The sequence below is a fragment of the Rhizobium sp. CIAT894 genome (assembly GCF_000172795.2).
Classification (GTDB): Bacteria; Pseudomonadota; Alphaproteobacteria; order Rhizobiales; family Rhizobiaceae; genus Rhizobium.
Genome location: NZ_CP020947.1, coordinates 1,045,169 through 1,058,853, shown reverse-complemented (window position 1 = coordinate 1,058,853; position 13,685 = coordinate 1,045,169). Strand labels below are relative to the sequence as shown.

At 62.0% G+C, this 13,685-nt stretch carries 12 protein-coding genes; 5 read left to right on the top strand and 7 right to left on the bottom strand.

Annotated elements, in window-relative coordinates:
- The first annotated feature begins 16 nt into the window (after positions 1–16).
- Together RHEC894_RS05185 and RHEC894_RS05180 are read left to right on the top strand one after the other, a co-directional pair.
- Positions 17–1,018 carry a glycine betaine ABC transporter substrate-binding protein gene (locus tag RHEC894_RS05185; protein WP_085736506.1) on the top strand — a complete coding sequence of 334 codons (1,002 nt, stop codon included), beginning with the start codon at positions 17–19 and terminating at the stop codon, positions 1,016–1,018.
- Positions 1,019–1,410: 392 nt separating this feature from the next.
- Positions 1,411–1,695, top strand: a complete 285-nt coding sequence (locus RHEC894_RS05180) for a GIY-YIG nuclease family protein (RefSeq protein WP_085736505.1) — start codon at positions 1,411–1,413, stop codon at positions 1,693–1,695.
- A 651-nt stretch (positions 1,696–2,346) separates the two neighbouring features.
- Here the strand turns inward: RHEC894_RS05180 and RHEC894_RS05175 are convergent.
- From RHEC894_RS05175 to RHEC894_RS05165, 3 genes are all read right to left on the bottom strand, one after another.
- Positions 2,347–5,742 carry an acyl-[ACP]--phospholipid O-acyltransferase gene (locus RHEC894_RS05175; RefSeq protein WP_085736504.1) on the bottom strand — a complete coding sequence of 1,132 codons (3,396 nt, stop codon included), beginning with the start codon at positions 5,740–5,742 and terminating at the stop codon, positions 2,347–2,349.
- 94 nt (positions 5,743–5,836) lie between these two features.
- Positions 5,837–6,118: a YiaA/YiaB family inner membrane protein gene (locus RHEC894_RS05170; RefSeq protein WP_003569708.1), complete on the bottom strand. Its 282-nt coding sequence runs from the start codon at positions 6,116–6,118 to the stop codon at positions 5,837–5,839.
- Positions 6,119–6,160: 42 nt separating this feature from the next.
- Positions 6,161–6,847: a PspA/IM30 family protein gene (locus RHEC894_RS05165; RefSeq protein ID WP_085736503.1), complete on the bottom strand. Its 687-nt coding sequence runs from the start codon at positions 6,845–6,847 to the stop codon at positions 6,161–6,163.
- A 111-nt stretch (positions 6,848–6,958) separates the two neighbouring features.
- Here RHEC894_RS05165 and RHEC894_RS05160 point away from each other — a divergent pair, with 111 nt between their 5' ends.
- From RHEC894_RS05160 to RHEC894_RS05145, 3 genes are all read left to right on the top strand, one after another.
- The gene (locus RHEC894_RS05160) at positions 6,959–7,576 is read left to right on the top strand and encodes a TetR/AcrR family transcriptional regulator (RefSeq protein ID WP_085736502.1); all 618 of its coding nucleotides are present in this window, start codon (positions 6,959–6,961) and stop codon (positions 7,574–7,576) included.
- 177 nt (positions 7,577–7,753) lie between these two features.
- Positions 7,754–8,950, top strand: coding sequence for an IS4 family transposase (locus RHEC894_RS05155; protein ID WP_085735942.1), 1,197 nt, complete (start codon positions 7,754–7,756; stop codon positions 8,948–8,950).
- 362 nt (positions 8,951–9,312) lie between these two features.
- Entirely contained in the window at positions 9,313–10,092 is a 780-nt protein-coding gene (locus RHEC894_RS05145; protein ID WP_010069759.1) for an SDR family NAD(P)-dependent oxidoreductase, read from the top strand.
- Between the two features lie 166 nt (positions 10,093–10,258).
- Here the strand turns inward: RHEC894_RS05145 and RHEC894_RS05140 are convergent, their stop codons facing one another.
- The 4 genes from RHEC894_RS05140 to tnpB form a co-directional block, all read right to left on the bottom strand.
- On the bottom strand, positions 10,259–10,825 hold the full coding sequence (locus tag RHEC894_RS05140; RefSeq protein WP_010069758.1) for a hypothetical protein: 567 nt from the start codon (positions 10,823–10,825) through the stop codon (positions 10,259–10,261).
- A 543-nt stretch (positions 10,826–11,368) separates the two neighbouring features.
- Positions 11,369–11,674, bottom strand: a complete 306-nt coding sequence (locus tag RHEC894_RS33880) for a hypothetical protein (protein ID WP_010069757.1) — start codon at positions 11,672–11,674, stop codon at positions 11,369–11,371.
- Positions 11,674–13,239 carry an IS66 family transposase gene (locus tag RHEC894_RS05130; protein WP_010069756.1) on the bottom strand — a complete coding sequence of 522 codons (1,566 nt, stop codon included), beginning with the start codon at positions 13,237–13,239 and terminating at the stop codon, positions 11,674–11,676. The genes RHEC894_RS33880 and RHEC894_RS05130 overlap by 1 nt, the downstream gene beginning before the upstream one ends.
- Positions 13,240–13,311: 72 nt before the next feature.
- The gene (tnpB, locus tag RHEC894_RS05125) at positions 13,312–13,659 is read right to left on the bottom strand and encodes an IS66 family insertion sequence element accessory protein TnpB (protein ID WP_010069755.1); all 348 of its coding nucleotides are present in this window, start codon (positions 13,657–13,659) and stop codon (positions 13,312–13,314) included.
- Positions 13,660–13,685: the final 26 nt, after the last annotated feature.

Genomic DNA, 13,685 nt, shown 5'->3' with positions numbered 1-13,685 from the left:
AAAAGAGGGAACGAAAATGAAAAAACTGCTTGCATCCACATGTCTGCTGGCCGGCCTTGCCGGCGGCGCATCGCTGTCCCACGCGGCCGAATGCGGCGATGTCGTGCTCGCCGTGCACAATGCGCAGAGCGCCGAAGTCCTGACCTTCGTCGACAAGTTCATCCTGGAGAACGGCTATGGCTGCCATGTCGAGACCGTTCCCGGCGACACGGTGCCGACCACCACGTCAATGGTGGAAAAGAGCGAACCCGACGTCTCGTCCGAGACGTGGGTCGACCTGCTGCCGGAGATCGTTCCGCGCGGCGTGAAGGAAGGCAAGATCGTCTTCGGCGCCCCGGCCCTTCCCGATGGCGGCATCCAGGGCTGGTGGATCCCGAAATATGTCGCCGACGCCCATCCCGAGATCAAGACCGTCGAGGATGCGCTTGCCCATCCCGACCTCTTCCCCGATCAGGAGGACCCGAGCAAGGGCGTGGTCTTCAACGGCGCCGAAGGCTGGGGCGCGACTGTGGTCACGACGCAGCTGTTCAAGGCCTATAAGGCCGCCGACAAGGGTTTCACGCTGATGAACCCGGGTTCGGCGGCCGGCCTCGATGGCGCCATCGGCAAGGCCTATGAACGCAAGCAAGGCTTCATCACCTATTACTGGGCGCCGACGGCGCTGCTCGGCAAATATCAGCTGGTGAAGCTCAAGCAGAACGGTGCGGCCGATCCCGTCGAATGGAAGCGCTGCATTACCAACCTCGCCTGCCCCGACCCGAAGGTCGCCGACTGGCCGGTCGACAAGGTGATGACCGTTCTCACCAAGAAGTTCGCCGACCGCACCAGCCCCGAAGTCATCGCCTATTTCAACAAGCGCGGCTGGAGCAACGACACGGTCGGCAAGATCATGGCCTGGGAAACCGAAAACCAGGGCACCGGCGAAGACGGCGCCAAGCGCTTCCTCCAGCAGGACGAGAGCGTCTGGTCGCAATGGGTTCCGACCGATGTCGCCGAGAAAGTCAAAGCCGCGCTTTGACAGTTCAGGAGCAGGCGGCCAGCCCTGATCCGGCTGCCGCCGCCTTCTCCAGGGGAGAAGGGACATGCCGCGATCCCTCTGTTCGCAAGGTGTGTTTCTTCTCCTCGTCAGACAGCTAGGCCAATCGCCTTGTCAGTCCGACAGAAACGGAGCGCCCCAACCGCATGGATCCCAGGGTCAAGCCCTGGGATGACGGAGGGTGGGGGAGCCTGTGGAGCAAGGACCGCAAGTGCAGCGCTGATTTTGTTGGAAAGCCGTCTTTGCGCAATTTCCGAGCCGCCTGCGCATTTTGCTGGAATTCCCCAAACGTCTCACCTCTTGCCCGGCGCCCTCCCCACCCTCCGTCATCCCAGGGCTTGACCCTGGGATCCACAACCAAGCACTCTGCCGGCATGGCGGGCTATGTCTACATCGTCACCAACCAGAAAAACGGCACGCTCTATGTCGGCGTGACATCCGATCTGGAGCGCCGCATCTATGAGCATCGCGAGGGGCTGACGCCCGGCTTTGCCTGGAAATACGGATGCACCCGCCTCGTCTGGTATGAGGAGCATTGGGATATCGGCAGTGCGATCCAGCGCGAGAAGTCGCTGAAACGCTGGCACCGGCAATGGAAGATCGATCTGGTCGCGGCGATGAATCCCGAGTGGGATGATCTCTATCTTACGCTGTGGTGATGCGAACGCAGTGCTTGCGGCCACGGGTCAAGCCCGAGGACGACGGAGCCTGGGCGAGCGCAAGCTGCGTCGCCGCTGCGTTTGGCGAGAACGCCAACCCCACACTCCGTCATCCCAGGGCTCGACCCTGGGATCCACAACCAAGCCCGCGGCTTTCAATTGTTCCCCAGACGCCAGCGCTGCCCACCCGGTGCGAGCCGCGTGGATCCCAGGGTCAAGCCCTGGGATGACGGAGGAGAGGTGGTGCCTGAATGGCGGGGAAGAGGTGGTGCCGGATGGACGGCAGAAAGGTGTGCCTGGATGGCGGGAGAGAGGTGCCGGGTTGACGGTGGAGGGGCGGTGCGGGGCTGCGAGAGGAGAGAAGGCAGCGGGCGGATGGAGCAGAGGTGGTGCCGGAGCCCGCGAGCCGCGCCGGGCGCGATGAAGCTGCGGCAAGCGCGGCGCCGCAAGCTGCATCGCCGCTGCGTTTGGCGAGAACGCCAATCCCACACTCCGTCATCCCAGGGCTTGACCCTGGGATCCACAACCAGGCCCGCGGCTTTCGATTGTTCCCCAGACGCCATCGCTGCTCCCTCGGTGCCAGCCGCATGGATCCCAGGGTCAAGCCCTGGGATGACGGAGGAGAGGTGGTGCTCCTCCGCCCAAGCTCGCCTACGCCGCCTCCCCCTTCTCAGCTACGCTCTCCGCCAGCTTGCGCGCCGCGACGAAATCCACCTTGCCGGAGCCGAGCACCGGGACCTTGCCGATATTGACCTCGGCCGGCACCATCATGTCCATGGCGCCCCTCGACTTGGCGAAGGCGAGGAATTCGGCGCGGGTGGCGGTTTCGGCTTCGGTGAGCAGCACCAGGCGTTCGCCCTTTTTGGGGTCGGGCAGCGAGGAGACGACCGAGAGCGCGCCCGGCCAGAGCTCGGCGGCGAGCGTTTCGACGGCGGCGAGCGAGATCATTTCGCCGCCGATCTTGGCGAAGCGTTTGGCGCGGCCGCGGATCTTGACGAAGCCGTCCTCGTCGATGGTGACGATATCGCCGGTGTCGTGCCAGCCGTCGGCGAGCGGCTCCAGCACGCCGGGCTTTTCGGCACGGAGGTAGCCTGCCATGACATTGGCACCGCGCACATGCAGCCGGCCGCCCTCATCGATGCCGGGCACCGGTTCGAGCTTCCATTCCATGCCCGGCAGGATTTTGCCGACCGTGCCGGAGCGGTTGTACATCGGTGTGTTGATGGAAATAACAGGCGCGGTCTCGGTGACGCCGTAGCCTTCCAAGATGCGCAGGCCGAATTTTTCCATATAGGTGTGGCGGGTCGAAGCCTTCACCGGCTCGGCGCCGGAGAAGATATAGCGGATCGAGCGGAAGTCGTAGGGATGCGCGGTCCTGGCATAACCGTTGAGGAAGGTATCGGTGCCGAAGATGATTGTGGCGTTGGAGACATAGATCAGCTCCGGCACGATGCGGTAATGCAGCGGCGAGGGATAGAAATAGACCGGCACGCCTGAAATTAGCGGCAGCACGGTGCCGGCCGTCAGCCCGAAGGAATGGAAGACCGGCAGGATGTTGAACACCTTGTCGCCGCTGTGGAAATCGATGCGGGCGGCGGCCTGGGCGGCGTTCGACAGGATGTTGCGGTGGGAGAGCACGACGCCCTTCGGCGTGCCTTCCGAACCCGAGGTGAAGAGGATGACGGCCGGATCATCCGGCCGGCGCTTCACCAGCGGCCGCCCCTTGCGCAGGAGACCGCGGATCTTGTCCAGCGCGCCGAGCTCGGCCCTCACATCATCGAGCCAGACGATCGTCACCTGCTTTTCCAGTTCCTCGACGACCGGGCCGAGCTTGGCCTGGGCGACGAAGGCGCGCGAGGTCAGCACATGTTTCACCTCGGCCGCCTTGCAGGCGGAGAGGATATTGGCGGCGCCGGCGGTGAAGTTCAGCATGGCCGGCACCTTGCCCGCGCTCATGACGCCGAGAATGGTGGCGGCGGCGCCATTGGCATTCGGCAGCATGACGCCGATGTTTGCCTCCGCGAAGCGGGCGCGGAATTTTGCGCCGAGCACGGCGGCACCGGTGAGCAGCTTGCCATAGGTGAGGCTGCCGGTGACCGGATCCTCGACGGCGAGTTTTTTCATGCCGAATTCCTGCGCCGCCTGAATGACGCGGCCGAGCACGGTGGACGAGGTATCGGCGGTTTCGAACAGCAGGTTCGACATCACCTGATAGAGCGCAGCACCCGCCGCCGTGCGGCGCTTGCGGCCCTTCAGTTCGGCCGGCACTTCGAGCTTCACCGGCTCGAGAATGGTGACCTTGACCTTGGGGAACAGCCGGCGGCGGATCTTGCCGTCGCCGAGATAGGAGAGATAGCTCTTCTCCAGCCCGTCGATCTTGACCGGCACGACCATCGAGCCGGTTTTGTCGGCGACCATGGCGGCGCCATCATAGACCTTCATCAGCGTTCCCGTCACCGTCAGACGGCCCTCGGGGAAGATGCCGATCGGGCTGCCGTCCTGCACCACCTTGATCAGCGAGCGCGTCGCCATCGGCTTTGTGGGGTCGAGCGGCAGGAATTTGCACATTTTCAGGAACGGCCGCACCCACCAGGCCTGGGCGATCTTGTAATCGACGGCAAAGACCGGCTCCTCCTCGGTGATGGCGAGCGCCAGGGCGCCGTCGAGCAGGCTGACATGGTTCAGTGCAATGATCGGCGCGCGGCCGGCCTTCTTGATATTCTCGAGGCCCTCGACCTCGAGGCGCATGAAGGCGCGGAACAGGATCGAGATGAAATCGCGGAAGGCATTGGTCGGCAGCGTCTTCAACATCAGCCAGGCGACGGCAAAATTGAGGATGCCGAGGCCGATCAGGATCTGAGGGATGGACGCGCCGAGCGCCTGGATGAGGGCGACGAGGCCGAGGCCGACGGTGATGAACAGCGCCGAGAGCACATTGGCGGCGCCGATGACGCGGGCGCGGCGGTCCTCATGCGCCCAGGTCTGCAGGGCGGCAAAGGTCGGAACGGCGATGAAGGCGCCAGAGATTGCCATGCCGGCGAGATCGATGGCGACGCGGATGGTATTTTCACCGGCGAAGAAAGCGAGGATCGTCGTCGCGTGGGCGGCGGAATGCAGGCCCCAGAGGTTCCAGGCGAGATCGAGGCTGAAGAGGCCGAGCAGCGCCGTGCCGACAGGGGCCGGCAGCAGCACGATGCGGCCGGACGACATCCAGGCGGCAATGGCCGAGCCGACGGCGACGGCAATGGCGAAGACGGTGAGATAGGCGGGAACGACGAGTTCGGAGCCGCCGAGCAGCTCGGTCACCATGGTCGGCAGGATCGACAGCACGAAGGCGCCGACCAGCCAGAACCAGCAGTTCATCAGCGCCGAGCGCCACAGCCGCTTGTCGGCGCGGATTTCCATGACGAGGGTGTAGCTGGAGCGGATGACATTGCGGTCGATCTCCAGATCCGGCGCCTTGGAACCGGTGGCCGGGATCATCCGGCTCGCCAGCCAGCAGAGCAGCGACAGCCCCATCATCATCGAGCCGAACAGCAGCACATTGTCGCCGCTGGAGAAGGCGAGCGCAGCGATGATCGTGCCGGCGAGGATGGCGATGAAGGTGCCGCCCTCGATCCAGGCATTGGCCTTCGGCAGGTCGCGGCGCTCGAGATGATCGGGCAGGATGCCGTATTTGATCGGCCCGAACAGCGCCGAGATGACGCCGAAGCCGAAGAGCGCCGCCATCAGCACAAAAATGGAGGAGAAGCCGAGGCCGACGACGGCGAGTGCGGCAATGCCGATCTCGCATCGTTTCAGCAGTTCGGCGACCTTCGCCTTGTCATGCTTGTCGGCCAGCTCGCCGCCGAGCGCCGACAAGAGCAGGAAGGGCACGATGAGAATGACGCCGGCGAGCGTCACCAGGGCGGCACCCTCGTTCGCCGACATCTTGAAGAGAATGAGGAACACCAGCGTGTTCTTCAGAAAATTGTCGTTGAAGGCCGTGAGGAACTGGGTCCAGAACAGCGGCGCGAATTTTCTAGACGTCATCAGATTGTGTTGCACGGCGGGAGTCCTTCTTTAGGCCTGCAGAGAAGGCCACAGAGTCGTTACCCATTGGTTGAACGCGGCAACAACTCTGCGCTGTGGTTAAGGAAGATCAATCTTCATCGCTACGATTGAACTTGACGAGCAGTTTTTCCGTGCGGGCATCTTCGACCTTGCGGATCAGCTTCTCGGATTCGGCATTGTCGCGCAGCGTCTTGGTGATGTTCACCGTGGTCTGCACCAGCATCAGGATGCCCATGGCGAGATAGCCTTTGCCCCAGAGATCGAGCGGCATCATGTAAAGGCCGAGCGCCAGCATGAAGGCGGCCGAGCCGAAGGAGATGTAGGAGAAGCTGACCCAGCTGGCGGAGTGTTTCTGGAAACTGTCGTTCATTGCAGTGATCCTTCAATTTTGAGGGGTGAATGGTGGATGAAATCAGGCGGCCGGCGTGATGCGGCTCTTCAGCCGGGCAAGCACGTCATCGGCCGATGAGTTGAGCGGTGCGCCGCAGCCGGCATTGGCAAGCTTCTCGATGATGCCGGCCGGCCGGGTGGTGCTTTCCATCTCCTTCAGCGCGGCTGATGTCAGCTCGTTCTGGCTCTGGCGCAGACGCAGGCGGGCCAGCGTCTCCTCGGCCTCGTCGAGTGTCGCCAGGCCGGGGCCGGCGACAGCAACATCGAGCTTCTGCGCCTGTTCGGTGGCCCGCGCCAACCGCTCGCCGCGCTGCAGCTCCTGCAGCCGCGCCTCGGCGGCCCGGACAATGCCCTTCAGCTTGGCAATCGAAGTGGTGAATTGCGCTTGCGCCTTTTCCGACGCATCGCGCTCGGCTTCGAGAAAGGCGATCGCCTCGGCCGCTTCCCGCGCCAGCCCGTCATTACCCTTGCTGAGCGCCGCGATGGCGCGGCTCTCGAGATCGGCGATGCGGCCGACAATCGTCTGATGCTGCGCCCGCTCCTGCTCGTTCTGGGCGATGGCGACGGCGACACTGCGGCGCGCCGACTGGATCGACTGGGCGGCATCGCGGATCTGCTGGGCAAGCAGCGGCACGGCGTGGCGATCGGCAAAGGCCTGCTCGGCATCATGCGCCCTGCCCCGCAAGAGAATAGAAATCAGTTTGAACATTTCCTGCCTCCGGTTTATGAACGTTGTTCACGAGTACTGTTATGGCAGAATCATGAACGACGTTCAAGATAAATTTTGAACGTCGTTCAAAAAATCGAAGTGGAATGGTTAATGGCCGGCAGACGAGAAGAAAAACGCGAGGATTTGAAGGCGCGGCTGATCGAGGCGGCGCGCGAGCGCATCGCCCGCGACGGGCTGACCAACCTGCGCGCCCGCGACATCACCCAGGACGCCGGCTGCGCGCTCGGCGGCCTCTACACCGTCTTCACCGACCTCGCCGAGCTCGTCATCCACGTCAATTCGTCGACGTTGAAGGCGCTGGAGGCCAGGCTGACGCTCCCCGAAGCCCGGGACAAAAGCCCGACCGATCGGCTCCGCAACCTCGCCCAGGGCTACCTCGCCTTCGCCGTCGAGCACCGCAACCTCTGGAAAGCGCTGTTCGACCACTTCCCCCCCGACACCAGCCCGACGCCGCAATGGCACCTCGACGAACACCTCTTCCTGATGGACGTGATCGCCGAACCGCTCGCCGAACTGCAGCCCGACATGCCCGCGCAAGACCGCGCCATCCGCGCCCGCACCCTCTTCGGCGCCGTCCACGGCGTGGTCAGCATCAGCCTGGAGGGCCGCTTCGTGGGATTGCCGCTGGAGCGGCTGGCGCGCGAGGTGGACGAACTGGTGCAGACGATTGCGGCGGGGGCGGAGCGGCGGCGGGAAGCGGGCGCGTGAGTGCGGCCGGGGTGGGTTTGGCAGGAACATCACCCCACACTCCGTCCTCCTCGGGCTTGACCCGAGGACCCATGCCCGGCGCTGAACCTCCGCTCAAAAACTGCCCCTCACCCTAACCCTCATATGCGCTAGGTTTAGCCCTGGACACGAGGAATCTTGTTGTGATTCAAGCTTGGGATGAAGATTCGTCCTGAGATTTTGGATCATTGGCCGGAAGTGAGCGCGCGGCTTCCGGCTGGTTTCGACTTGGAAGCAACGGCGCGGTTGCGCGGTGCCTTCACGCGGGTGCGGGAAATCAAGAACGCCGAGACGCTGTTGCGGCTGGCGCTTGCCTATGGCGGCCTTGGCATGTCGTTGCGCGAGACCTGTGCATGGGCCGAGGCGGGCGGGATCGCGCGGCTGTCCGACCCGTCGCTGCTTGAGCGGCTGTGCAAAGCAGCCCCTTGGCTTGGCGATATCGTGGCCGCGCTGATTGCCGAACAGACCACAGTGCCGGCGGGGCGTTGGGCGGGATACCGCTTGCGTGCGCTCGACGGAACGTCGATCTGTCACCCAGGTGCCGACCGCACGTCATGGCGGCTGCATGTCGGCTACGACCTAGCAACGGCTCAGGTCGATCAGCTTGAGCTGACCGACATCCATGGCGCCGAAAACCTCCAGCGCCTAACCTACGCACCCGGTGATATCGTGCTGGCCGATCGCTACTATGCAAAACCGCGCGATCTGCGGCCCGTGATCGAGGCCGGTGCAGACTTCATCGTGCGGACCGGCTGGAACTCGTTGCGGCTGCTGCAGCCGAACGGCGAGCCTTTTGATCTGTTTGCCGCGCTCGCCGCTCAAAAAGAGCAGGAAAGTGAACTGATGGTCCGTATCCACGAAGGGGTGAAGGCGGCGGTGCCACTGGTCCTGCGCCTTGTTGTCCGGCACAAGGATCCGCAACAGGTGGAAGCCGAGCAGACGCGCCTGCTCAAGGCCGCCAGCAAGCGCGGCAAACAACCTGATCCGCGTAGTCTGGAGGCGGCGAAGTACATTCTGCTGCTAACCGCGCTGCCGGTCGCCACCTTTCCGCCAGCCGATATTCTCACCCTCTATCGCTTCCGCTGGCAAATCGAGCTGGCGTTCAAACGGTTCAAGAGCTTGGCCGGCCTCGACAATCTGCCGGCCAAGAAACCGGAACTGGCGCAGGCATGGCTCTTCGCCAGACTGATCGTTGCCATCACCGCCGAACAGATTGCCGGGCAAGTCCCGGACTCTTCCCCCTCTGGATACGCCAACCCCAAAGGCAAGCCCATCGCGCTGGCGGCTCATGAAGATGGCCCTGGCCACCATTCACGCCGCCATCCGCGGGCAACTGCTGTGGCAGGCCGTCTGTGAGCTTCTCTCTCGAAGTCGGCGCAACCTTTGTGAGGCGACACGACGACGCCGAAAACAATGCGATTGTCTAGGCGATCGCCTAACCTAGCGCATATGACCCTAACCCTCTCCCCGTTTTGACGGGGCGAGGGGACGTGCCACACGAGACGTTGGAGAGAGACGGAGAGCTCACGGCATATCCCCTTCGCCCCGCAAGCGGGGAGAAGGTGGCGGCAGCCGGATGAGGGGCTTCCCCTCCCGGATCGCCTGCGTCGAATATCGCACTCATGACCCTCCCCCACCCTCCGTCGTCCTCAGGCTTGACCCAAGCACCCCTCCCCAAGCACTCTGCCCCCACACCGCCGCACGCGAAAGGAACCCCCATGAGCCGTATCTTCATCACCGGTTCCACCGATGGCCTCGGCCTCGCCGCCGCCCGCACCCTCATGAACGAGGGCCATGATGTCGTTCTTCACGCCCGCTCCCGCGAGCGCGCCGCCCCCATCGCGGACACTTCAGCCGCCGCCCTCGGCCTCGTCATCGGCGATCTCGCCAGCGCCGCCGAGACGCGCTCGATCGCCGACCAAGTCAACGCCATCGGCCGCATGGACGCCGTCATCCACAATGCCGGCATCTACCTCGAACGAAGCCGCGGCGAAACGCCCGAAGGCCACGCCAAGACGCTGGCGGTCAACCTGCTCGCCCCCTATCTCCTCACCGCCTGGATCACCCGCCCCGACCGCCTGATCTATCTCACCAGCGGCATGCACCGCAGCGGCGCCAGCAGCCTTGACGATATCGACTGGAAGCAACGGCCATGGAACGCCAGCCAGGCCTATTCGGAAAGCAAGCTCTACATCGCCACCCTCGCCGCCGCCATCGCCCGCCACTGGCCGGATGTCTTCAGCAACGCCGTCGACCCCGGCTGGGTGCCGACCAAAATGGGCGGCGCCGGCGCGCCGGATGATCTTGAGATGGGGCATCTCACGCAGACTTGGCTTGCGACGAGTGATGATGGAGCGGCGAAGGTCAGCGGCGGGTATTGGTATCACCGGCAGCGGCGGGAGGCGGCGGCGGAGGTTGGTGATCCAGCCTTTCAGAAGGTGCTGGTGGAAAAGCTGGTGGAGTTGACTGGCGTCCCGCTGTTTGCGGAGCGCGGGTAAGTGGCAAAATCGGCGGGTTGGCGAGCGTTGCGACGTTCGCGCTCGATGTTTGCCAGCACGTTTTCCTTGGGCAATCGTGCAGCCGACAGCGCGCTTCGGTTTATTCTCGAGGTCTATAATGGCCTCGCAGGTATTCCCGCATTTCGAGCGAGTGCATTCGATCAGATCAGCATATTCCGAGACGGTTCAATGCTTCGACCAGTTGAGGATGGATCTGCCAGCGATATTCCGGTGAGAGCTCACCCTCGGCATCTATTCCGTGAGCCAAAACGCTCGTCCAAATGAGAGATCCATCGGCACGCTCTTGAGGCTTCAGATGCAGGATCTCGCTGATATCGCGGCCGAAAGTTCCATAATGGACATTCGCACTGCTGTAATTAGGATATCCGGCGGAATGAGCCAACTGCGTTGCAGTCAAGATCTGATGCTTCACATGTGCTTTGAGCATTGCCAGCTCGTTCTCTTTCGGGGGTCTCGCCGTCAAGGCGTCTACATACTCCTGCACCGTTGCGACATGAGGCGCTGGTCGCGTCGCTGCGCTAACCTCATATTTCTTATCGACCCAACGCTTGGCCAGGCCCACTGCATCCTCGACCGTTGAACCCTTGAAGCGATCGGCAGAGGCCGACGTTTTTCCAAGGTATATTGCAGCTGTCGGCTCGCCCTTAAATAACGTCGCAATGATCTTGTGCCCGCGATATGGAACTTCAACCCTGGTCGCGTCGATCGCCATAATATTTCCCTATGTACATCAACTCGCGGCGTGTCGCTGTTGATTCTCCATTGGGGCAATCTGTTTCAACAGCAAGCTACCTGCAAGCGCAAATAAGTAAAGAAATCACCGTCCACCCAGTCTGCCGTAGCGAGGCCTTAGCTCGCGCCACAAGGTATCCTCAAGATCTTGCCTTGCCAGCGGATCGGCAAGTGAAAAGACTGGTTGAACGCGCACAATCAATGAACCGTCCACATGGCACCAGTGCTTAAGGTGAAGTGCGTATGTCTTTCGACTCTTGGTCAGCCCAAAGTGTTGCTTAAGTCTCGTCCGCACAGTCATCGAGCTGCCGACGTATAGGGTGAGACTGTCGGCGTGAGCTAAATTGGTGCGAGGCAGAGAGCAACCTATCAGAATTCTATCGTCTCTTTGAGGGAATTTGTCCGCGATGGATTGGGCAGTTGCTTCGTCGGCAGCTGTAATCGTGTAGATTGCTTCATTATTTTCGATCGAACCGAACGTGAGCGTCCGGCGAATGCATTTTTGCGGTCTACGAGGCGCGTTTTAGAACTTGCGGCTTAGCTCATCGGCCATGATGCGCTCGATCATTTCGGGATCGCATTGTTCATCGACAAGGAACTGGCGGATTCCACCATCCCACGTCCGTATGTCGGCCAAGAGATCTCGAAGGTCGTCAATTCCATTTTCGGTCAGGCCTTTTGTGCCATCTTCACTGCCATCGCGGACATATATCAATTCGCCCTCGGCGATATTGTCCGAGTTGGCGGTCACCTCCTCGATTAATTCGAGGTTCTCGCCGATCATGCCGGCGACTTCTTTCAGCGTATAGATGAACCTCGAGCGTGCCATCACGCAGCCTCGTATCGGTCTTTCGCTGGCGCCCACTGCGACGGCAGCAGTTCCTCAAAGCGATCTTTGGGGTGATCCTGGATCCTGGTCAGGACGTCTGTGAGGTAGGTCTCGGGATTGTGGCCATGGAGTTTGGCCGTTTCTATAATGGTCAGGATGTTGGCGATGCGCTCGCCGCCTTTATCCGAGCCGGCAAATAGCCAGTTTTTTCTTCCGATTCCAAGCGGACGCATGGCTCGTTCAGCTATGTTGTTATCGATTTCGACACGGCCATCGTCGATGTAAACGCTCAACGCTGTCCATCGCGAGAGGGCATATCGCATCGCTTCAGCCAGCTTCTGCTTCTGTGGCAGCGCCGAAAGCGTCTCTTCTATCCAGCGCTTGAGGTCCGCCAGAAGGGGCCTGGCGTGTTGCTGGCGCAGTGTACGCCGCTGGTCAGCCGACATGCCGCGGATACGATCCTCGATATCGTAGAGCGCACCGATGCGCGACAGCGCTTCGTCAGCGATCGGGGATGGCTTCAGCTTGATCACATCATGGAACTTGCGGCGCACATGCGCCATGCAGGCGGCCTCGACGATCTGGTTGCCGTAGAGCTTCTTATAGCCACCATAGCCATCCGCGTGCATCACGCCGCTGAAGGCAGCGAGATGGTCGGCCGGATGCGCGCCCTTGCGGTCGGGGCTATAGTAGTAGGCAATGGCCCTTGGAGTGGGGTCTCGATAGCCGCTGCCATCGAAGACATAGACCCACACCCTGCCGGTTTTGGTCTTTCCTCGCCCAGGGTCGAGAACATCGACCGGGGTATCGTCCGTATGTATTCGGTCGACCGCCGCAATATGGGCCCTGATCAGCAAGACGAGTGGCGTCAGCAGAACGGACACACGGCCGACCCAGTCCGCCATGACAGAGCGGGAGATGTCTATTCCCAGCCGGTCGTACATCTCGGATAGGCGGTAGAGCGGGATGTGATCGTCGAATTTGGCGACCATGATATGAGCGAGCAATCCCGGTCCGGGCTTGCCTCGCTCGATCGGCAAGGTCGGCATTTCGCCAGACACCGTCGTATCGCAGTCCCTGCAGATCATGCGCTTTTCGATATGGCGGACAATCTTTACGGACGCCGGCACGTGCTCCATCACCTGGACCATCTTGTCAGCAGCCTTCAGGAACGATGTGCCACCACAGGTCGGACAATTGCAGGGTGCTGCATAGACCAGCTCTTCGGTTGGAAGACCATCCGGCAATGGTTTGCGCTTCGGCTTGTCTAGTGCGTCATCCAACTCCGGCAAAGGAGCTTTCCCGGAGCGCATCTCAGCCTCGGCACGGGAGGCCTCGATCTCCTCCAGCATCAGTTCAAATTGCTCGATCTTCCGGTCGATCTTTTCCGAAGAAGCGCCATGCTGCCGATGTCGGAGCAACTCCAGCTGCGCGCGCAGAAGCCCGATAATGGAGTCGCGCTTGCAGACTTCGGCTTCTTGGCTCTCAAGTTTCCCCGCCTGTTCAGCAACGAGCGCGCGCAATACAGATAGCTCGTCCTGACTGTCCAGCGGCGTTGTTTCCATGCCCGCATACATAGCCGATTTGCGCCGGAAACGCTAGCATCATGCCCCGGATGTCCTTGCAAAATATAGCTTTTAACCCGTTCGACCGGGCGCGGAAGTCCACGCAGGTCGGCGCCAGTCGATCCCCTCCACAAGCATCGAAAGCTGAGCCTGCGTCAGGGGCGCAACGCCATCTTTCGCCGTCGGCCAGGGAAAGTATCCGCGTTCCAAAATTTTGTAAAACAGGCAGAACCCTTGGCCATCCCACCATAAAAGTTTGATCCGATCAGCGCGTTTTCCGCGGAAGCCGAAGATCGCGCCAGAACCCGGCGCCTCCTTTATGACCGCCTCAACCAACGCCGACAGTCCATCAATGCCACGCCGCATGTCGGTCACTCCGCAGGCCAGATAAACCCGCACATTTCCAGAAGGCCCGATCATGCTGCCTCCACACAAGCAACAAGCGA

What these genes read in the sequence shown, in the direction of transcription:
- RHEC894_RS05155 (WP_085735942.1), top strand. Translation starts at nt 7,754, where the DNA reads ATGAAGATTCGTCCTGAGATTTTGGATCATTGGCCGGAAGTGAGCGCG.
- RHEC894_RS05165 (WP_085736503.1), bottom strand. Translation starts at nt 6,847, where the DNA reads ATGTTCAAACTGATTTCTATTCTCTTGCGGGGCAGGGCGCATGATGCC.
- RHEC894_RS05160 (WP_085736502.1), top strand. Translation starts at nt 6,959, where the DNA reads ATGGCCGGCAGACGAGAAGAAAAACGCGAGGATTTGAAGGCGCGGCTG.
- RHEC894_RS33880 (WP_010069757.1), bottom strand. Translation starts at nt 11,674, where the DNA reads ATGGCACGCTCGAGGTTCATCTATACGCTGAAAGAAGTCGCCGGCATG.
- tnpB (WP_010069755.1), bottom strand. Translation starts at nt 13,659, where the DNA reads ATGATCGGGCCTTCTGGAAATGTGCGGGTTTATCTGGCCTGCGGAGTG.
- RHEC894_RS05170 (WP_003569708.1), bottom strand. Translation starts at nt 6,118, where the DNA reads ATGAACGACAGTTTCCAGAAACACTCCGCCAGCTGGGTCAGCTTCTCC.
- RHEC894_RS05185 (WP_085736506.1), top strand. Translation starts at nt 17, where the DNA reads ATGAAAAAACTGCTTGCATCCACATGTCTGCTGGCCGGCCTTGCCGGC.
- RHEC894_RS05130 (WP_010069756.1), bottom strand. Translation starts at nt 13,239, where the DNA reads ATGGAAACAACGCCGCTGGACAGTCAGGACGAGCTATCTGTATTGCGC.
- RHEC894_RS05145 (WP_010069759.1), top strand. Translation starts at nt 9,313, where the DNA reads ATGAGCCGTATCTTCATCACCGGTTCCACCGATGGCCTCGGCCTCGCC.
- RHEC894_RS05140 (WP_010069758.1), bottom strand. Translation starts at nt 10,825, where the DNA reads ATGGCGATCGACGCGACCAGGGTTGAAGTTCCATATCGCGGGCACAAG.
- RHEC894_RS05180 (WP_085736505.1), top strand. Translation starts at nt 1,411, where the DNA reads ATGGCGGGCTATGTCTACATCGTCACCAACCAGAAAAACGGCACGCTC.